The organism is Paenibacillus sp. MT124, from assembly GCF_058792755.1.
In genome coordinates this window covers 4,551,788-4,570,909 of sequence record NZ_CM179500.1, presented here as the reverse complement: position 1 = coordinate 4,570,909, position 19,122 = coordinate 4,551,788, and the positions used below count along the sequence as shown (strand labels likewise).

The 19,122-nt window shown below is 46.6% G+C and carries 21 protein-coding genes and 1 other annotated feature; of the genes, 20 read left to right on the top strand and 1 reads right to left on the bottom strand.

The genetic code is table 11. The features are described 5' to 3' along the window. Positions 1-219 precede the first annotated feature (219 nt). The 12 genes from spoIIGA (at position 220) to AC3RCI_RS20635 (ending at position 11,521) form a co-directional block, all read left to right on the top strand. Complete coding sequence (gene spoIIGA, locus AC3RCI_RS20690; RefSeq protein ID WP_492529963.1) at positions 220-1,200, top strand: sigma-E processing peptidase SpoIIGA; 981 nt, start codon at positions 220-222, stop codon at positions 1,198-1,200. 11 nt (positions 1,201-1,211) lie between these two features. Next, entirely contained in the window at positions 1,212-1,934 is a 723-nt protein-coding gene (gene sigE / locus AC3RCI_RS20685) for an RNA polymerase sporulation sigma factor SigE (RefSeq protein ID WP_095289983.1), read from the top strand. Between the two features lie 111 nt (positions 1,935-2,045). Beyond that, positions 2,046-2,828, top strand: a complete 783-nt coding sequence (gene sigG / locus AC3RCI_RS20680; protein ID WP_095289985.1) for an RNA polymerase sporulation sigma factor SigG — start codon at positions 2,046-2,048, stop codon at positions 2,826-2,828. Positions 2,829-3,081: 253 nt separating this feature from the next. After that, on the top strand, positions 3,082-3,474 hold the full coding sequence (locus AC3RCI_RS20675; RefSeq protein WP_127537787.1) for a YlmC/YmxH family sporulation protein: 393 nt from the start codon (positions 3,082-3,084) through the stop codon (positions 3,472-3,474). Positions 3,475-3,525: 51 nt separating this feature from the next. After that, positions 3,526-4,425 (top strand): peptidoglycan editing factor PgeF, encoded by a 900-nt coding sequence (pgeF, locus tag AC3RCI_RS20670; protein WP_492471468.1) that lies wholly within the window; start codon positions 3,526-3,528, stop codon positions 4,423-4,425. A 6-nt stretch (positions 4,426-4,431) separates the two neighbouring features. Further along, entirely contained in the window at positions 4,432-5,133 is a 702-nt protein-coding gene (locus AC3RCI_RS20665) for a YggS family pyridoxal phosphate-dependent enzyme (protein ID WP_492526181.1), read from the top strand. Continuing rightward, on the top strand, positions 5,124-5,591 hold the full coding sequence (locus tag AC3RCI_RS20660; RefSeq protein WP_095289991.1) for a cell division protein SepF: 468 nt from the start codon (positions 5,124-5,126) through the stop codon (positions 5,589-5,591). Before AC3RCI_RS20665 ends, AC3RCI_RS20660 begins: the two co-directional genes overlap by 10 nt. A gap of 7 nt (positions 5,592-5,598) precedes the next feature. Continuing rightward, positions 5,599-5,862 carry a YggT family protein gene (locus tag AC3RCI_RS20655; RefSeq protein ID WP_227779725.1) on the top strand — a complete coding sequence of 88 codons (264 nt, stop codon included), beginning with the start codon at positions 5,599-5,601 and terminating at the stop codon, positions 5,860-5,862. A gap of 19 nt (positions 5,863-5,881) precedes the next feature. After that, entirely contained in the window at positions 5,882-6,664 is a 783-nt protein-coding gene (locus tag AC3RCI_RS20650; protein WP_095359449.1) for a YlmH family RNA-binding protein, read from the top strand. Positions 6,665-6,909: 245 nt separating this feature from the next. Then, a complete protein-coding gene (locus tag AC3RCI_RS20645) occupies positions 6,910-7,419 on the top strand; it encodes a DivIVA domain-containing protein (RefSeq protein ID WP_056696170.1) in 510 nt (169 codons plus the stop codon). Between the two features lie 58 nt (positions 7,420-7,477). Then, positions 7,478-7,767, top strand: a binding site (T-box leader). A gap of 77 nt (positions 7,768-7,844) precedes the next feature. After that, on the top strand, positions 7,845-10,943 hold the full coding sequence (gene ileS, locus AC3RCI_RS20640) for an isoleucine--tRNA ligase (RefSeq protein ID WP_492529961.1): 3,099 nt from the start codon (positions 7,845-7,847) through the stop codon (positions 10,941-10,943). Positions 10,944-11,170: 227 nt separating this feature from the next. Further along, the gene (locus AC3RCI_RS20635; protein WP_193723821.1) at positions 11,171-11,521 is read left to right on the top strand and encodes a DUF5665 domain-containing protein; all 351 of its coding nucleotides are present in this window, start codon (positions 11,171-11,173) and stop codon (positions 11,519-11,521) included. Positions 11,522-11,534: 13 nt separating this feature from the next. Here AC3RCI_RS20635 and AC3RCI_RS20630 read toward each other — a convergent pair whose 3' ends face one another. Then, the gene (locus AC3RCI_RS20630) at positions 11,535-12,278 is read right to left on the bottom strand and encodes a TraR/DksA C4-type zinc finger protein (RefSeq protein ID WP_492526180.1); all 744 of its coding nucleotides are present in this window, start codon (positions 12,276-12,278) and stop codon (positions 11,535-11,537) included. 219 nt (positions 12,279-12,497) lie between these two features. Between AC3RCI_RS20630 and lspA the strand changes: the two genes are divergently transcribed. The 8 genes from lspA to AC3RCI_RS20590 all read left to right on the top strand — a co-directional run bounded on the left by lspA (position 12,498) and on the right by AC3RCI_RS20590 (position 19,078). Then, a complete protein-coding gene (lspA, locus tag AC3RCI_RS20625) occupies positions 12,498-12,992 on the top strand; it encodes a signal peptidase II (protein WP_095290000.1) in 495 nt (164 codons plus the stop codon). 55 nt (positions 12,993-13,047) lie between these two features. Beyond that, positions 13,048-13,968: an RluA family pseudouridine synthase gene (locus AC3RCI_RS20620; RefSeq protein ID WP_419719995.1), complete on the top strand. Its 921-nt coding sequence runs from the start codon at positions 13,048-13,050 to the stop codon at positions 13,966-13,968. A gap of 109 nt (positions 13,969-14,077) precedes the next feature. Continuing rightward, positions 14,078-15,331 carry an LL-diaminopimelate aminotransferase gene (locus AC3RCI_RS20615; protein ID WP_110821237.1) on the top strand — a complete coding sequence of 418 codons (1,254 nt, stop codon included), beginning with the start codon at positions 14,078-14,080 and terminating at the stop codon, positions 15,329-15,331. A 185-nt stretch (positions 15,332-15,516) separates the two neighbouring features. Continuing rightward, positions 15,517-16,428: a decaprenyl-phosphate phosphoribosyltransferase gene (locus AC3RCI_RS20610; protein WP_492526178.1), complete on the top strand. Its 912-nt coding sequence runs from the start codon at positions 15,517-15,519 to the stop codon at positions 16,426-16,428. Between the two features lie 36 nt (positions 16,429-16,464). Continuing rightward, on the top strand, positions 16,465-17,097 hold the full coding sequence (locus AC3RCI_RS20605; RefSeq protein ID WP_492526176.1) for an HAD family hydrolase: 633 nt from the start codon (positions 16,465-16,467) through the stop codon (positions 17,095-17,097). After that, the gene (locus AC3RCI_RS20600) at positions 17,094-17,414 is read left to right on the top strand and encodes an EamA family transporter (RefSeq protein WP_110821575.1); all 321 of its coding nucleotides are present in this window, start codon (positions 17,094-17,096) and stop codon (positions 17,412-17,414) included. The genes AC3RCI_RS20605 and AC3RCI_RS20600 overlap by 4 nt, the downstream gene beginning before the upstream one ends. Further along, positions 17,401-17,721: a DMT family transporter gene (locus AC3RCI_RS20595; protein ID WP_255247905.1), complete on the top strand. Its 321-nt coding sequence runs from the start codon at positions 17,401-17,403 to the stop codon at positions 17,719-17,721. The genes AC3RCI_RS20600 and AC3RCI_RS20595 overlap by 14 nt, the downstream gene beginning before the upstream one ends. A 55-nt stretch (positions 17,722-17,776) precedes the next feature. Further along, positions 17,777-19,078: a DUF6080 domain-containing protein gene (locus AC3RCI_RS20590; protein WP_492526174.1), complete on the top strand. Its 1,302-nt coding sequence runs from the start codon at positions 17,777-17,779 to the stop codon at positions 19,076-19,078. Positions 19,079-19,122: the final 44 nt, after the last annotated feature.

Genomic DNA, 19,122 nt, shown 5'->3' with positions numbered 1-19,122 from the left:
TATGGAGAAACCGGGTTTTTCTGTTTTTCTATCTACAGCATATCAAACAGAAATGAACAAATTCTGAACAAGGGTCACGAGGAATTACGACAAAAAAAGTTGAGATGACACCCCCATGATTAGACAGACTTTGAACAGGAAGCTCCTTATACTTGTGTGTATGCTCATAGAATATCGGAACAACGCTATACCGATATTTGGTACGAGGCAGGTGAAGAGTTGGTCGTTTATGTTGATCTTATTTTTTTGACAAACCTGTGTATTGACGGTGCACTCATCGGACTTACAGCCTGGATGCGCAAAACGAAGCTGGTTTGGTGGAGATGGCTGCTGTCTTCCATTGTGGGCGCCCTCTATGTCGTCATGATGTTTGTGCCGGAGTTTGATTTTATGTTTACCTTTTTGATCAAGTTTGGTTTGTCACTCGTGATGTTGTTTATCGCTTTTGGTTTTAAGGGCCTCCAGGCGTTTATGAGGAATCTGGGTACCTTCTATGTCATTAACTTCGTCGCTGCCGGAGGCATTTTAGGTATACACTACATGCTTCAGAGTTCGGGCGAGCTGTTTAACGGAATTTGGTATACAGCCTCGGGCGGAATGTCTTTTGATCTGAAGATCGCCTTCTGGTTTACTTTTATCGTATTCTTTGCAGTGCTGTTTTTATTCAAAGCCGTGCAAAGTTCCAAGCGAAAATCAGACCTTATGACAACCTATCTGGGACAAGTGCAGGTTTATATCGATGATGTAACTATTTCTTGTACAGGCCTTGTCGATACAGGTAATCAACTCACGGACCCTCTTTCCCGTCTGCCGGTTATGGTGATGGAGGTTTCACTGTGGCAAGACATGCTGCCAGCTTCCTGGAAAGGTCGGTTGAAGGAAGAAGCACCGGACAACCTTATTATGGAGCTGGACCAGGAGGATTTTCATTGGCAGGGTCGACTAAGACTGGTACCCTACCGTGGGATCAACAAGGGGACGGCATTTATGCTGGCAATCAAGCCTGATCTGGTGAGAGTGACATTGGATCAAATGAGTTACGAGACAACCAAAGTACTAATCGGGCTGGATGGCGGAGTGTTGTCGTCAGAAGGAAAGTACCGCGCGGTCATTCACCCTGAGCTTGTGCAAGACGCTGCCTCTGCGCAGTCTACGGCTCTCTCTGCGGGAGCAACAGAAAAGCCGCTGAATGTGGTATAGGAGGAACGTACATGCTTGTGAAATGGAAACTGGTGGCGCAGCTGCAGTATTACCGTCTGTTATTTCTGCTTGGTTTGAAGAGTGAGGAGATCTATTATATTGGGGGCAGTGAAGCCCTGCCGCCTCCACTGACGCGGGAAGAAGAGGAATTTTTGCTGCAAAAGCTCTCTTCAGGGGATGCAGCAATTCGCGCCATGCTGATTGAACGAAACCTTCGCCTGGTGGTGTACATCGCTCGCAAGTTCGAAAACACAGGCATTAACATTGAGGATCTGGTTTCCATTGGAGCGATTGGGCTCATCAAGGCTGTCAATACGTTTGATCCGGAAAAGAAAATCAAGCTGGCGACCTATGCCTCGCGATGCATTGAAAATGAAATATTGATGTATTTGCGGCGTAACAGCAAAATTCGGACAGAGGTTTCTTTTGATGAACCACTCAACATTGATTGGGACGGAAACGAGCTATTATTATCGGATGTACTGGGTACCGAGAACGATACAATCTATCGAAATATTGAAGAGCAGGTAGATCGGAAGCTTCTGCACAAGGCCCTGGAAAAATTGACCGAACGTGAGCGGATGATTATGGAGCTTCGCTTTGGCTTGACCGACGGGGAGGAAAAGACACAAAAAGATGTTGCAGATTTGCTTGGAATCTCCCAATCCTACATCTCTCGTCTGGAAAAAAGAATCATTAAAAGACTCCGAAAGGAGTTTAATAAGATGGTCTAATCTTGTGCTTTTAGTATAATGGGTATTAATGGCAAGGATGCCAGGGACGAATAAAAAAGCCTGCCCCGGAGATAATGTACATTAATGTTTCTCCTTGGGAGGTAAATCACGATGACCCGAAACAAAGTCGAGATTTGTGGCGTGGACACCGCAAAATTGCCTGTCCTCACCAACACAGAAATGCGGGAATTGTTTCATTCCCTACAGCAGCACCATGATCGCTCAGCAAGAGAGAAATTAGTGAATGGCAACCTGCGGCTTGTACTCAGTGTCATTCAGCGCTTTAACAATCGGGGGGAGTTTGTCGATGATCTGTTCCAGGTTGGTTGTATCGGCCTGATGAAAGCCATTGATAATTTTGATTTATCCCAGAATGTCAAATTTTCAACGTACGCAGTACCGATGATTATCGGTGAGATCCGTCGTTATCTGCGTGACAATAACCCGATCCGGGTATCCCGATCATTACGGGACATCGCATATAAGGCGCTTCAGGTGCGCGACAGTTTGACCAACAAAAATTCTCGTGAACCGACCATATTCGAAATTTCCGAAGCATTGAACGTGCCCAAGGAAGATGTTGTTTTTGCACTGGATGCCATTCAAGATCCGGTATCACTATTCGAACCCATTTATCATGATGGTGGAGATCCAATCTATGTGATGGATCAGATCAGTGATGATAAAAACAAGGATGTGTCGTGGATTGAGGAAATTGCACTGCGCGAGGCCATGCATCGTCTCGGACAGCGGGAGAAAATGATTCTGTCCATGCGGTTTTTTGAAGGCAAAACACAGATGGAAGTTGCCGATGAGATTGGAATTTCCCAAGCTCAGGTGTCCCGTCTGGAAAAATCGGCTATACAGCAGATGCAGAAACATGTGAAGACGTAACATCACTTCATTCACAAGGGCGATCTAACGGTTGAAATCCGTTGGTCGTCTTTTTTCTATTTTTAAAAACATACGATTAGGTCTGGAGAGAACTGCGATCGAATGAGCGGCTTTTAAGAGAACGCCTAGTTTCGAATCAAGCTGTACTTATTTCAGGGATACCCCGAAAAACAGGACATTTTTCGCCTATAAAACATATATTGTATAGAAGCGTTGAACGGTATAAGCGGACTAGGCGGGGGGCGAGCGACAGATGAAAGTAAACGCAAGTGAGTCGGCACAAAGAGGGATGAAGATCTCCGATTTTCAGACAAAGGATGTCATTAACATCACGGATGGCAAACGTCTGGGGCAGATTAGTGATCTGGAACTGGATCTCAAGCAGGGACGAATTGAGGCCATCGTGGTACCCGGTTACAGCCGGTTCATGGGATTGTTCGGGGGCGGAACAGACTTGGTTATTCCCTGGAGGAACATTGTTAAGATCGGTTCGGACGTTATTTTGGTTAAACTGGATGAAGTCAGGGAAACGAGCTATGATGAGCGAGATCGCGAAGCAAAGATGTATGATGAACAGCAAAGCAGCCGTATGGAGCGGGTTGAACGCCTGGAACGATTGGACCGAAGCCAGCGTCGAACGATATAATCAAGACAGAACGTGGCTCATTTGGTACACTGGAAGCTGTGAGGTGATAAGATGGAACCCTTTGTTCTGAATAAACCATTTTTTGAACGGACTGAAGATCAAGTGGTGAATGGAAGCCCAGATCCGTTGTTATTATATGTGGAGCCGTGGAGAGAACAGTTCAGCCGAATGACGGCAGGATTTACCACAAGACAGGGAGGGGTGGGCAGTGAACCCTATGCCACTCTAAACTGCGCTTATCATGTTGGCGATGATCCTTCAGACGTTTTGGCAAATCGTCGTCTGGTGGCCGAAAAGCTTGGTTTCTCGGTAAGCGCCTGGACATGTGGTGAACAGGTCCATGGCAAACATGTGGCTGTTATACAAGCTGAGGATCGAGGCAGAGGTCTGATGGATCGACAGTCAGCGCTGCAGGACACGGATGGCTTGGTCACCAATGTACCTGGTGTGCTGCTTACTTCCTTTTATGCGGATTGTGTTCCGCTATATTTCTACGACCCGGTGCAACAAGCCGTGGGGCTTGCTCATGCGGGGTGGAAAGGGACTGTTGCCGGCATTGCCCAGTCAATGGTTGAAACCATGGAACGGGAATATGGTAGCCGGGCACAGGATATCCGGACAGCTATAGGCCCTTCCATTGGGGATTGCTGTTATGAAGTGGATGAGGTAGTTATGCAGCATGTACGGGTTTGGTTTGAATCTGCTCCGGGTAATGATGAATACAACAACTCTGTGCAGGGCCGAGCATATCATTCGTCTGGAAATGGAAAGACGATGTTAAACTTGAAAGAATGTAATCGACACATTATGATGAAAGCAGGAATATTGCCGGATCATATCGAATGTACAACGTGGTGTACAAGCTGCCACCCGGAACTGTTTTTCTCGTATCGCAAGGAAAATGGAACGACCGGAAGAATGGCGAGCTGGATTGGGCTGGAAGAGAGGTGACCCTCTGTGTCATTGGAGGAGCGAATTCAACAGGTAAATCAGAAGATCGAAGCTGCATGCCAGCGCAGTAGCCGCCAGCGCGAAGACGTAAATGTGATTGCGGTCACGAAGTACGTCTCCCTTGAAACGACAGGCGCTGTGCTGGAAAGTGGCCTTGAGCATATTGGAGAGAACCGCTGGCAGGATGCACAAGCCAAGTGGGAAGCATTTGGTCAGCAAGGAACATGGCATTTTATCGGTCACTTGCAGACCAACAAAGTAAAAGACGTCATAGGCAAATTCCGCTACATACATTCACTGGATCGTTTGTCTCTGGCTAAGGAGCTGGACAAAAAGGCAGCTGCTCTGGGGACACAAGTGGAAACATTTTTGCAGGTGAATATATCGGGTGAAGAGAGCAAATATGGGCTGCAGCCCGAACAGGCGAGTTCATTTCTGCGTGAGATCAGCAGCTTCAGCAACCTGAAGGTCGTCGGTCTGATGACCATGGCTCCCCACGAAGAGGATCCGGAGCTTACGCGTCCCGTATTTCGTGGACTGCGTGAGCTGAGAGATCATTTGAATGGACAAGCCCTGACATCGGAACCATTGACTCAGCTATCGATGGGAATGTCCAATGATTTTGAAGTGGCGATTGAAGAAGGGGCAACATGGGTACGGCTGGGATCAATTCTCGTAGGAAAAGAGGAGGATTCACGATGGGCGTAATGAATAAATTCATGAATTTCCTTGGTCTTCAAGAAGAGGAAGAGATTGTGGAACGCGAACGTTTGGCTGCACAAGAGGAGGCTGAATCCGAACAACAGGAAGCTGAAACCTCCAGTCTAGATAAACGTAGAAACCAAAGGGGGAATAATGTTGTGAGCATTCATTCCCAGAAAAATGTTAAAGTTGTCCTTTATGAACCGCGTTCCTATGACGAAGCTCAAGAAATTGCAGACCACCTTCGTTCGCATCGTACAGTGGTTGTGAACCTGCAGCGGGTGCGCCAAGATCAGGCACTGCGCGTCATTGATTTTTTGAGTGGCACAGTTTACGCACTGGGCGGGGGAATTTCTAAAATTGGCGGCAACATTTTTCTCTGTACGCCGGATACCGTTGAAATTCAAGGAGCAATTACGGAAATACTGGCTGACAGCGAGCAAGATTACAACAGAATGAGGTGAGCCGCTTTTGTATCAACTTCAAGTCGTCGTGTTTTACCTGTTTGAGATTTATTTCTACATGATTATTGGATATGTATTGATGTCGTGGCTTCCGAACGCGCGGGAGAGCGTCATTGGTGAGTGGCTTGCCAAATTGGTGGAACCCTATCTGAGTCCTTTCAGACGTTTCATTCCGCCTTTGTTCGGCATGCTGGACATCTCACCAATCGTTGCGTTAATTACTCTTCAACTGGCGAGATCAGGTTTGCTCTCGATCATCAGCTACTTCTGATAGGGTAGGGTGAACATAGATGAGTGGTGAAATTTACGAACATTTTAGCCATGATGAGCGTGACTTCGTGGATAAAGCCTCGGATTGGGTGGAACGAGCTGGCAAGCTTCATGACATGAAGCTAACGGACTTTCTTGACCCAAGACAGGCCTTTATATTGCAAACGCTTGTCAATCGTCGCAATGACGTCCAGATTCGTCTGGACGGAGGCTACGAGGCAGCTGAACGCAAACGTGCGCTGATTGCACCAGATTATCGGTATCTCGATGATGAGGATATGGGTATGCAGGTGCTTAGCATCACGTCAGATGATCAGAAAATTACAGAGCTGGAGCACGGGGACTACATGGGAGCCTTGCTCGGGCTTGGACTGAAACGCGGCAAGATCGGAGATATCCAAGTGCTGGATGACGGATGCCACACCGTGGTGGCAGCGGAGACCGGCGCTTTTTTATCGCTTCAATTGAACCAGGTACATCGGGTTCATGTGTTTACAGAGCTGCTTCCTCTGCATCAGATGAAGTGGTCGGAGAGCAAACTGGAGACGATGGATATCACTGTTGCATCCTTGCGTCTGGACGGAATTTGTGCGGATGTGTACCGACTGAGTCGCAGTAAAGTGCTAGTTCCCATCAAAGCGGGCCGATGCCGGGTAAATTGGAAAGTCGAGGAAGATCCGTCCAAAGCTCTGAAAGCCGGGGACGTGGTCTCCATTCAAGGTTTTGGCCGTTTCAAGGTGCTGGAACAGGATGGGATGACCAAAAAGGGACGTTGTCGTGTAAAAATCGGCAAATTTGCTTAGCGGCATTGCAGGAAAACCCGTTTTCTTGTCGAAATGTTTAAGATAAAGGTGTAAAAAACATTCGCTGTTTCCGATATACATTGAAGTGCAAAGTCGATATAACTGTATTGGAATCAGAACGTCGATTCTGCAAGTGCAAGTCGTTCAAGCTGCTATATGACATCTTGCATACGACCCTTTGGGTAATACCCATGTGCTGCAAACCTTCTCGGAACGGGAAGGAACTTTAACAGGAGGTGGACAGCATGCCATTAACGCCGCTGGACATACATAACAAGGAATTTTCCCGACGCTTGCGCGGGTATGACGAGGATGAAGTCAATGAATTCCTGGATCAAGTCATCAAAGATTACGAAGGCGTCATTCGCGAGAACAAAGAGCTGAGCAATCAGTTGCTGTCCGTTCAGGAGAAACTGGATCATTTTGCCACAATTGAAGAGACGCTCAGCAAAACGATTATCATAGCGCAGGAAGCAGCCGACGATGTGAAGAACAATGCGAAGAAGGAAGCACAGCTCATTGTGAAGGAAGCAGAGAAAAATGCTGACCGGATCGTGAACGAGTCCTTGGCGAAGTCTCGCAAGATTGCTTTGGAAGTGGAAGAACTGAAAAAGCAGGCTTCGATCTACCGGGCCCGTTTCCGTACGCTTGTTGAAGCACAGCTCGAACTGCTGTCCCAGGATGGATGGGAAGCACTGGAGAGTCGCGAACAGGAAGTCCGTGATCGTGAACGGGAAATGAAGGAAATTTATTAGTCTGCCTGCCCGGTTGACTTTTGACTCTAAAGAGGCTATAACTATATTCATAATGAATAATGATTCCATGACGGGTTCAAGTACGTTATGATCTCATCCCTCAGAGAGTTGGCGTTTGGTGCAAGCCAATGGATGGGTTATAGCCGAATATCTCCCCGGAGAAGTGACGCTGAAGCGGTGATGAATGGCCGTGCGTAAGCGAAACCGTAAGCCGAACGTTATATCGGCACCCTGCTGTAGTGAAGCGGGGCACAAGTGCTGTTAATGACAAAGCATACCCATGTGATTGGATATGGTTTGTGATGAACAGAATTAGGGTGGTAACGCGAGCACAACCTCGTCCCTTTCCAGGGATGGGGTTTTTTTGTGTCCAAAAATGTGAATTGTGGACGGTCCACAATCCAATTATTGAAAGGAAGATCATGATGCAAAGAGTGGATGTCAAAGAAAAAGCACGTGCTAGAGAACTACGCATGCTAAACAAGTGGAAAACGGAAAATACGTTTAAGAAATCAATTGAGAACCGTCAAGGCAAACCGAATTTCGTGTTTTATGAAGGACCGCCGACGGCAAACGGCAAGCCGCATATCGGTCACGTGCTTGGACGCGTTATTAAGGACTTTGTAGGACGTTACAATACGATGAAAGGTTACCGTGTGGTTCGTAAAGCTGGCTGGGATACACATGGATTGCCTGTTGAGCTTGGTGTACAGAAGAAGCTCGGCATTTCCCATAAGTGGGAGATCGAAGATTACGGTGTGGAAAAATTCATCAATGAATGTAAAGCGAGCGTATTTGAATATGAGCAGCAATGGCGTGATCTGACAGAAGGTATTGCTTACTGGACGGATATGGATAACCCGTACATCACGCTGGACAACAATTACATTGAGAGTGTATGGAATATCCTTGCCACGATTCATGAAAAAGGACTTCTCTACCGTGGACATCGTGTGAGTCCGTACTGTCCATCTTGTCAGACTACCCTGAGTTCCCATGAAGTGGCCCAAGGGTACAAGGATGTCAAAGACCTAAGTGCCACAGCCAAATTTAAGCTGGATGACAGCGGCGAATATGTGCTTGCCTGGACGACTACGCCTTGGACACTGCCTTCTCACGTTGCACTCGCGGTTAATCCGGACATGGATTACTCCCGTGTACGCCAGGGCGAAGAAGTGTACATCATGGCAACCAATCTCGTGGAAAAAGTCATGAAGGACTCGAAAGGCGAGTATGAAGTCATTGGTGGACTGAAAGGCTCTGATTTAGTTGGTAAAACGTATGATCCTCCATTCAACTACGTGCAGGCTGAAAAAACAAACGTTATTCTGGGTGCGAGCTTTGTAACGGATGCAAGTGGTACAGGGATTGTACACATGGCACCAGCACATGGTGAGGACGATTACCGGGTATGCCGCGAGAATGGCATCAGTTTTGTTAACATGGTGGACCTTGAAGGTAAATTTGTGGCACAGGTTACGGATTTCGCGGGACGCTTCGTTAAGGATTGCGATATTGATATCGTGAGAAGTCTGTCCGAGAAAGGCCGCCTGTTCAGCAAAGAGAAATATGAGCACAGCTACCCATTCTGTTGGCGTTGTGATACACCACTTCTCTACTATGCAATGGACAGCTGGTTTATCCAAACCACAGCGATCAAGGATCAACTGATTGCAAACAACAGTGAAGTGGAATGGTATCCAGGCCACGTTCGTGAAGGACGTTTCGGAAAATTCCTGGAGGATCTGGTGGATTGGAACATCAGCCGTGATCGCTACTGGGGAACACCGCTGAACATCTGGGTATGTGAAGAGACTGGCGAACAATTCGCTCCGCACAGCATCGCTGAGCTGCGTGCACGTGCCGTTGGAGATGTACCAGAGAACCTGGAACTGCACAAACCATACGTAGACGAAGTCAAAGTACTCAGCTCCTGTGGTAAATATGAAATGAAACGTACTCCGGAAGTAATTGATGTCTGGTTTGACAGTGGTTCCATGCCATTTGCCCAGCAGCACTATCCATTTGAAAATAAAGAAACGTTTGAACAGCAATACCCGGCAGATATGATCTGCGAAGGAATTGACCAAACACGTGGCTGGTTCTACAGCTTGCTGGCTGTATCTACTCTGTTGACAGGCAAAGCACCTTACAAGGCGGTTATGGCAACAGGCCACGTATTGGATGAGAACGGACAGAAGATGTCCAAATCCAAAGGCAATGTTATTGATCCATGGGAAGTCATTGAAGAATATGGTACAGATGCGTTCCGTTGGGCTCTGTTGTCTGACAGTGCACCGTGGAACAGCAAACGTTTCTCCAAAGGTATTGTGGGTGAAGCGAAATCCAAAATGGTGGATACATTGGTTAACACGCATGCATTCCTGACGTTGTATGCGACCATTGATGGTTTTGATCCACAGGAACATCCGTTTAAGCCTTCAGCGCACAAGCTGGATCGCTGGATCCTGTCAAGACTGAACAGTCTGATCATCGTTGTGGAAAAGGCACTGTCCGTCAATGACTATCTAAATTCATCCAAAGCGATTGAAGCCTTCGTCGATGAGCTGAGCAACTGGTACATCCGTCGTTCCCGTGACCGTTTCTGGGGAAGTGGCTTGACCGAAGATAAACTGGATGCTTATCGCACACTTACAGAGGTGCTTGTAACTACAGCCAAGCTGGTTGCGCCATTCACACCGATGCTTGCGGAAGATATCTATCTGAACTTGACTACAGGTGAAAGTGTCCATATGGAAGATTACCCGGTAGCAAATGAAGCGTTGATCGATCTGGATCTGGAACAGGATATGGAGACAGCTCGCCGAGTGGTCGAACTCGCTCGTAACGTGCGTAACGAAACAGGTATCAAGAATCGCCAGCCGTTATCCGAGTTGATCGTTTCGCTTGATAAAGGATTTGATCTGGCGAGCTATGAAGAAATCATCAAGGATGAGATCAATGTCAAAGGTATCCGTACGGAGCATAACGATGCCGAATTCGTTGATTTCACATTGAAACTCAATCTGAAAGTAGCGGGGAAAAAATACGGCAAGAACGTAGGTTTCCTGCAGAACTTCTTCAAAGGCATGTCAGCAGAGGAGACACGCAAAGTAGTGACAGAAGGTGTGCTGAATGTGGTTTCTCCTGAAGGAGAAGAGCTGCAGGTGACAAGTGAGGAACTGCTGGTGGAGAAACAAGCCAAATCCGGTTTTGCTTCGGCATCGGGGTACGGTCTGACCGTAGCACTCAACACCGAAATCACAACGGCATTGGAACAGGAAGGCTGGGTACGTGAAGTTGTACGTTCCGTACAAGACACACGTAAAAAATTGGATCTGCCGATTGAGAAGAGAGTACGCCTGACACTGGATGTTGATCCTGAGCTCCAGGCTGCAATTGAGGCATTTGATGAGGTCCTGCGTGAGAATGTACTCGTTACTGAAGTCACATTTGGTACCCATGAAGGTATGGAACGCATTGAAGCTGGCGGTAAAGCAATGGGCGTTTATATCGAGGTGTAACCCCATTCTCTTTTGATACAGATGAATCGATAAACTCAAGTTACAAATTGGATCCCAAATGAAGTAGAGTATCTCTATTCCATTTAGGAAAGGATATAGAGTATAGACAAACGAGCCTTAGACTCAGGGAACAATCCCTGTATCTTGGCTCGTTTGGTTTTTATGCAAATGGGCAATGATTTCTATTGTGCAGTTACTCTATGATACCAAAGGAACTGAGCGAACACATGAATGAAGACAAGCAGGCATCGTCCGCTTCACCATCCAATCCACCACGCAGCGATAATGACAAAATTGAGGAACTCCATACCCTGACGAACCGACTCGCTAATGAGCTTGAACGTTCACGTATTGCACAATATACGGAATTGTTGAATCGGCCGTGGAAACTGATTGGGCTCAACCTGTTATCAGGCGCAGCACGAGGTGTAGGGATCGCCATTGGTTTTACTTTTTTTGCGGCCACCATCATTTATGTGTTACAGGTGCTGGGAGCCCTCAATCTGCCAATCGTAGGAGATTATATTGCAGATATCGTCCGTATCGTACAGCGTCAGCTTGAATTGAACACATATTAGAGGTGCAGCATGTCTAGTACATGTCATATGGAACAGAATCGTTGTCCATTTCGAGCAAGCCTTCACCCTCACGATTCTCCAAATACTGCCGGTACTGTCTGTTGCGAACGATGGATACGTCATGACCATAAATATCGGTTGCTACGAAGCTCTCATAAGCTTCGACGCAGCCTTCAACCTCATCTGTAGCTTCAATGGCCATCACATCGTAACTGTCAATATCGCGACCTTCAGCCATGGCTGGTGTGTTCGATGTGCCCCAACTTTCAACGATCTGCCATGCATCTTCGCCATCGAAGCCGTTCTGATCATCGCGCTCATCGAGACTCGTGCGTCCAAAGGCCGGAGCGAGGAACTCTTCTTCCACTGGGCGGTTATCGGATACTACCGTTTCAGGCTGATGTTTTTTGCAGTACTTGGTGTAAGGAACGGCCTGCATACGCTCGTAAGGAATGGGCTGCTGACAAACTGCGCAAGTTCCGTAATGGCCTTCTTCGATGGAATGCAGGGCAGAGTCGATACGCTCCAATTGGAATTCATCATGCTCCAAAAGGGAAATATCTTTCTCCCGGTCATACATTTCGGTAGCTACATCACCGGGATGATTATCAATGGGGGATAATTCACCCGTTTGAAATCTCATGGATCCACTGAGGCCGTAATGGTCATTTTGCTCAAGCCGATGTTCAATACCACGTTTTTCAGCCATCAATTGGGAACGCAAGGATTGGATTTGTTCTGAAGTAAGATGTGCCATCGTTTTCCCCTTTCTGTCCGTCTGGAATCCGAATTTGGTCTCTGGTCTAGGATGTGCCAATCAGCCCTTGATTACAGAAGGGAAATGTTATCGATTTTGCCATTAAGAAAGGGAAAACGCCCGTCGTGGACGACTTCCAAACAGCTGTGCTACAATGAACAAGTCTGGCGTAAAGCCTGGTATGGTTTGGAAAAGACAAGAACGGAGTGACGAACAAACGTGGTGTATTATATCCTCGCTTTTATCGTATTTTTGGTGGATCAGGGAACAAAGTATTTAATTGCGACGCAAATGGAACTTCGGGAAGAAATTCCGGTTATAGGCAATTTCTTTGTAATCACTTCACATCGCAACTCAGGCGCAGCTTTCGGTATTTTGCAGGACCAACGCTGGTTCTTTATCGTCGTTACCGTGATCGTGGTGATTGCTTTGATCTGGTACTTGCAAAAAGTGAAAAACTCCCCGCACAAATTGCTGCCAGTAGCACTCAGTCTGGTGCTAGGTGGAGCCATCGGGAATTTCCTGGATCGCGCTTTGACGGGTGAAGTCGTGGATTTTGTCCAGCTTAATTTTGGCAGTTATACGTTTCCGATTTTCAATATCGCCGATTCCGCCATCTGTATCGGGGTTGCACTGATTATTGTGGAGACGTTTCTTGAGGGACGGCGCGAGAAGGCAGCCGCGAAGATTGAAGGGAATGAACATCATGAGTAAAATGCACAATGAAGAACAAACTACTGGGGATACGTCTGCACAAGACGATGACCTGATGAATGACAATGAACGATTGGAATGGACCGTTTCTGCTGAGCATAAGAAGGAACGCATTGACAAATATATTACTGAAGCAATGAATGATGTCTCCCGTTCTCAGGTCCAACTATGGATCGGAGATGGTCTGGTTACCGTAAACGGAGCTGGTGTAAAGTCTAATGCCAAATTGGCTGAGGGTGATCGGATTGAACTTCAGATTCCTGAACCGACGGCTGTTGAGATCATTGCCGAAGATATTCCGCTTGAAGTGGTATATGAGGACAGCGATGTCATCGTCGTTAACAAACCGCGTGGTCTTGTGGTACATCCGGCACCTGGACATACATCAGGTACACTTGTGAATGCGCTCATGTATCACTGTAAAGATCTTTCCGGCATTAACGGAGAGCTACGTCCTGGAATCGTGCACCGGATTGATAAGGATACGTCAGGCCTGCTGATGGCTGCCAAAAACGATCGGGCTCACGCCTCATTAGCTGCCCAGTTGAAGGATCACAGTGTAAACCGCCGGTATATCGCACTTGTTCATGGTCATTTGAGTCATGATCAGGGAACGATCGACGCGCCTATTGGGCGTGATACGAATGATCGTAAAATGTATACCGTGACCGAACGTAACAGCAAACATGCTGTCACGCATTTTAATGTTACGGAGAGAATTAACGATTATACGCTGCTTGAACTGAAACTGGAGACCGGTCGAACGCATCAGATCCGTGTGCATATGAAGTTTATTGGTCATCCGCTTGTGGGAGATCCAATCTATGGACGTAACAAGGGGATCAAAATGAATGGACAGGCATTGCATGCCGCGGTTCTTGGTTTTGTTCATCCGGCAACAGGCGAATACATGGAATTCTCAGCTCCGCTTCCACAAGACATGGAAGATGTCCTTGCATCACTGCGCAGCCGCTGACCCCTCGGGAAAGTACAAATGTTCGGATAATTTGTCCATGGCTATACATGGGCAAATGCTTCATATTAGATTGTAGAAATTTGCGTCAAATGAGGAGATGAACATGAGTATGAGTATCGATAAATATCAAGAAACATACATTCAAACCAATTTTGCCGACCGTATTGGCGGCTCCAACTATGGTAAAGACACCAACATTTATAAATTCGAGAAAATCAAACGCGCCAAAGCTTCGGCAAAGAAAGATTTTCCAAATGTTGAACTGATCGACCTTGGCGTAGGCGAACCGGATGAGATGGCTGATGCAGGCATCGTAGCTGCACTCGCGCAAGAAGCTTCCAAACCGGAGAACCGCGGTTATGCTGATAACGGAATCCCTGAATTCAAGGAAGCAGCAGCCGCTTACCTGAAAAATGTATTCAATGTTGAAGGCATTGATCCGGCAACGGAAATTGTGCACTCCATTGGGTCCAAGCCAGCTCTGGCAATGATGCCTTCGTGCTTCATTAATCCAGGTGATGTAACGATCATGACGGTTCCTGGTTATCCGGTTATGGGAACACACACTAAATATCTGGGCGGAGAAGTCTACAACATCCAGCTGACGAAGGAAAACAATTTCCTGCCTGATCTGACAACCATCCCTGAGGATATTGCAAAACGTGCAAAATTGCTGTATTTGAACTATCCAAACAACCCAACAGGTGCTGGCGCTACGGTTGAATTCTTCACTAAAGTGATTGAATGGGCGAAAAAGTACAGCGTAGTTGTTGTTCACGATGCTCCATATGCGGCACTCACGTATGACGGCAATAAACCATTCAGCTTCCTGTCCGTACCTGGAGCGAAGGATGTAGGCGTTGAGCTGCACTCCTTGTCCAAGTCTTACAACATGACAGGATGGAGAATTGGATTTGTTGCAGGGAATCCGCTCGTTGTTAAAGCTTTCAGTGATGTGAAGGACAACAACGATTCGGGTCAATTCATCGCGATTCAGAAGGCTGCTGCCTACGGTCTGAACCATCCGGAAATTACGGAGAAAATTGCAGAGAAATATTCCCGTCGTCATGACCTGCTGGTTGCTGCGCTGAATGAACTGGGCTTCCAGGCTGAGAAACCGAAAGGTTCCTTCTTCCTGTATGTTGAAGCTCCAAAAGGTGTAGTAGGCGGACGTCGTTTCGAGTCCGGGGAAGACTTCTCCCAATTCCTGATTCGTGAAAAATTGATTTCTTCTGTACCTTGGGATGATGCAGGTAACTTTGTTCGATTCTCCGTTACCTTTGAAGCCAAAGGGGAAGAAGAAGAGAAACGCGTTATCGCTGAAATCAAACGTCGTCTGAGTGACGTACAATTCGAATTCTAATGGAATTCACCAATACAAGTGAATGAAATAAATCGAGAGACCGGAGACGGTCTCTTTTTTTATGTCCGTAATTTTATAATAAATTCCGTTTTATCCCTTTACAAAATTACCCAACAAACTTATGATTAAATCTTTACGTTATTTTTATATACATAAGTAGGTTTGGAAGGGAGTTATGGAAATTGTTGACTTCAAGAACAAATACGGTGTCCTCACATACAGCAGGAACGGGTAACACCATGACAGGGTTGTTTAAGCTGCTGAGACCGAAACAGTGGACCAAAAATTTGCTGTTATTTGCTGCGTTATTGTTTTCCTTTGAGGAAATTCGCACTGAGACCATTTTATCGACCTTGCTTGGTTTTATTTTGTTTAGCCTTGTTGCAGGCTGTGTGTATATTTTAAATGATTACGTGGATCGGGACAGGGATCGACAGCATCCGGTGAAGCAGTTCCGGCCAATTGCCTCTGGACAGGTTCCACCTGCCTACGCTCTGCTGTTTGGCATAATCCTGTTGATTCTTTCTGTAGGCATTGCTTTTGTGATGAACCCGCTTTTTGGTGGACTATGCATTGTTTATTTCCTGTTGAACGTATCTTACTCTTTAGTGCTTAAACATCTCGTTATTGTGGACATGATGACCATTGCAGCAGGATTCGTTCTTCGTGCCATAGCAGGAGGTGTATTGATTCATGTACCTTTTACACCGTGGTTCCTGATCTGCACCATGCTGCTGTCCCTGTTTCTGGCGATTGGCAAACGGAGAAATGAGCTTACTCTGCTTGAGGGAAATACCGGTTCACATCGTAAGGTGTTGGATAACTACTCCGTAACACTGCTGGATCAGTTTAATACCATCGTGACGACAGCAACGATTATTAGCTACTCTTTGTTCACCTTCACCTCTGACCGTACAATTCACCTGATGTGGACCATTCCGCTGGTGATCTACGGCATGTTCCGATATCTGTATCTCATTCATATGAAAAACCAGGGGGGCTCACCGGATCGTGTTTTGTTTGAGGACAAGCCCATTTTGGTTACCGTCATTCTGTACGTGGTTAGTGTTGTGGTCATCTTTGCGATTTTTGAATAAGGAACTTATCGATTATAAAGTTTGAGGGGGATCAGGGTGAGAAGCAGTAAAATTGCCATTTTTGATATTGATAAAACGATTATACGCCGGGATTCGATGTTTCAGTTCGTGCACTACGGCGTTCGCCGTTACCCTGGGCAGGTATGGAGACTTCCGCTTATTGCCTTTCATACCGCGATGTTCAAGGCGGGGCTAATGAGTGTGGAACAAGTCAAGCGTTCATACTTTAAGAGTATTGAGCGCATGACCGAACAGGATCTGGAGCATTTTTTTGAAACCCGATTGCGGACTGCCATTTTTGCAGAGGCGAGTGTGGAAATGCAGCATCGCAAGGAAGCGGGTTATCATGTGTTGCTGGTGACTGCGTCTCCGCATGCTTATATGAAATATTTTAAAAATTTTCCTTGGGTAGACCATGTCATTGGAACCGAACTCGTGCGCCACCAGAATGGGTACACCTGTACGATCGAGGGCGTTAATTGCAAAGGAGAAGAGAAGGTGCGTCGGATACAAGCTTACCTGCGTGAGAAAAACATGGTTATTGATTACGAACAGTCCTGCTCTTACTCTGATTCGCTGTCCGATCTGCCGGTGATGCAGCTTGTGGCACAGCGCTATTTTATTAACAGAAGTGTTCCGGATATGGAGGCATTATCGTGGGGGAAATGAAGGGGCGTCATACAGGCAAGGGGTTAATGCTTGTCTCCGCTTTCCTCACGGCCACCGGACAGTTGTTCTGGAAATGGGGGCTGACGGAGTGGATTTATCTGGGCATCGGATTTGTGTGCTATGGGCTGGGAGCCATCTTGATGATTAAGGCTTTTGCTCTAGAAAAGTTGTCTGTGGCTTATCCGTTGATGTGTGCAAGCTATGTTTTTGCGCTCATGTACGGTCACTTTCTGCTGGGAGAAGAGCTCACGATACAGAAGTTTGCAGCCGTTGTACTGCTCGGAATCGGGGTGACATTAACCAGTGTTGATCGATAGCTGGATGGTAGTTGTACTGATTGTAATGACATTATGCGGTGCTATGGGTGGTGCTGGTTTGAAAGCCTACGCCACAAGTCGCAAAAAGCAGCATGTCCTCATGGGCCTCGGTTTTTATGGTATGGGCGCGCTTCTGAACATTGTGCTGCTGAAGTTCCTTCCCTTAACAGTGGTCCTGCCTGCCAATGCGCTGACGTATGTCTGGACACTTTTCATTGCAAAGTTTGCATTCAGGGAGAAGGTGGGCCCGCTTCGCTGGCTGGGTGTGGTTTGCATTATGGGCGGTTTGTGTTTCTTGGTTTGGTAATGCAGATAGGAAATGTAGAGAGTATTTTGAAAAATGACATATTGGATGTGAATACATGAAATTTCTGGACTACATATGGTATGATCGCAAAACGAATTGGACGGCACTATGCCTTTTCGCTGGATTTGCCCTTTTTTATGCTCTGATGAATGTGCCCTATGTTCTGTACATGGCGGATCAGTCACAGGTTCTTGGAGCATATACCCCGTTTAATACACAACAATTTCCACTGAATTTATTTAATTTTGATCCGTCCATGTACTATGGGGCAAACAGTTCTTCGGTTATTCATCCGTTAATATCATTTCTTGTCGTCACGCTTGGTGCAGTATCGCAGTTGCTGGGAGGGAACTGGTTCTTCCTCATTCTGCAATCCCTGATCAATGCCGGATCCGTAGTGCTTGTCTTTATTTTTCTTAGCCATAAGGATAGACAGATCGCAGCACCACTGCTCTTCGCGGTTCTATTCGGATTTAGTTCGTATCTGATGTTTACGGCACTTATTCCGGATTCCTATCCGTATGTACAGTTCTTTATCCTATGGTCCATTCTTTATATGCAATATACACGTGAACGGGATGACGTTCGCTATGTGCCAAATGCCCTGATTGCAACGATCAACTTTGGACTGACCTCAACGAACATTGTTCCTCTGGCTGCTGCTATGTTTTTCAACTGGCGTACCTGGCGCAAGGCTTCCACATGGAAAAAGTATATTGGAATCATGGCACTGGCGGTTGCCTTCATAATCGTATTAACAGGCATTCAGTATGTCGCTTTCGGGGGAAGAAGTTGGGTTAGCAATTGGTTGCTCGGAATCCAGAACGGAGGGACGAGCTATGCTACACCTTTCCAATTTACGGCTCATTGGAAGGCACTGACTCTGCTGACGATTAATCCGATGCTCTCTCCCAAAGTTCATTTGCTGGATCCGGGGCTGGTCGCTTTTGTAACGGATTTGTCCCGCTCCAACCCGATTCATGTTCAGCTTGTCGGTATCTTTATCTTGCTGCTGGCGCTGATCGGGTTTATCAAGAGAATTCGTGAACGGGAAGTATGGACCCTAGCACCCTATATTTTGTTTGCATTTCTGCTGCATATCGTAGTTGGCTTCGGGCTGGCTGTGTTCCAATACGATATGTACCTGTATGCTGGTCACTATCTGTTTGCTTTTTTCCTGCTTGGTGGAGGGTGGGTGATTGGTCTTCGTCCAGGGATCGGCAAAAAAATAGTGCTCGGTTTACTCTTCATTAGTGTACTGGTGATGGCAACGAATAATATCTACCGTCATGTAGAAACACTCACCACGATCAAACAATCATACGAACAATTGCAGCAGACCCAGACAGTGAATTGATGTGAATCAGTTGTCACAGCAAAAGAGAGACAAGTCATATGGAT

What these genes read in the sequence shown, in the direction of transcription:
- sigG (WP_095289985.1), top strand. Translation starts at nt 2,046, where the DNA reads ATGACCCGAAACAAAGTCGAGATTTGTGGCGTGGACACCGCAAAATTG.
- AC3RCI_RS20620 (WP_419719995.1), top strand. Translation starts at nt 13,048, where the DNA reads ATGAATGACAATGAACGATTGGAATGGACCGTTTCTGCTGAGCATAAG.
- AC3RCI_RS20600 (WP_110821575.1), top strand. Translation starts at nt 17,094, where the DNA reads ATGAAGGGGCGTCATACAGGCAAGGGGTTAATGCTTGTCTCCGCTTTC.
- AC3RCI_RS20675 (WP_127537787.1), top strand. Translation starts at nt 3,082, where the DNA reads ATGAAAGTAAACGCAAGTGAGTCGGCACAAAGAGGGATGAAGATCTCC.
- AC3RCI_RS20645 (WP_056696170.1), top strand. Translation starts at nt 6,910, where the DNA reads ATGCCATTAACGCCGCTGGACATACATAACAAGGAATTTTCCCGACGC.
- pgeF (WP_492471468.1), top strand. Translation starts at nt 3,526, where the DNA reads ATGGAACCCTTTGTTCTGAATAAACCATTTTTTGAACGGACTGAAGAT.
- AC3RCI_RS20590 (WP_492526174.1), top strand. Translation starts at nt 17,777, where the DNA reads ATGAAATTTCTGGACTACATATGGTATGATCGCAAAACGAATTGGACG.
- AC3RCI_RS20635 (WP_193723821.1), top strand. Translation starts at nt 11,171, where the DNA reads ATGAATGAAGACAAGCAGGCATCGTCCGCTTCACCATCCAATCCACCA.
- ileS (WP_492529961.1), top strand. Translation starts at nt 7,845, where the DNA reads ATGCAAAGAGTGGATGTCAAAGAAAAAGCACGTGCTAGAGAACTACGC.
- AC3RCI_RS20630 (WP_492526180.1), bottom strand. Translation starts at nt 12,278, where the DNA reads ATGGCACATCTTACTTCAGAACAAATCCAATCCTTGCGTTCCCAATTG.
- AC3RCI_RS20650 (WP_095359449.1), top strand. Translation starts at nt 5,882, where the DNA reads ATGAGTGGTGAAATTTACGAACATTTTAGCCATGATGAGCGTGACTTC.
- sigE (WP_095289983.1), top strand. Translation starts at nt 1,212, where the DNA reads ATGCTTGTGAAATGGAAACTGGTGGCGCAGCTGCAGTATTACCGTCTG.
- AC3RCI_RS20615 (WP_110821237.1), top strand. Translation starts at nt 14,078, where the DNA reads ATGAGTATCGATAAATATCAAGAAACATACATTCAAACCAATTTTGCC.
- AC3RCI_RS20660 (WP_095289991.1), top strand. Translation starts at nt 5,124, where the DNA reads ATGGGCGTAATGAATAAATTCATGAATTTCCTTGGTCTTCAAGAAGAG.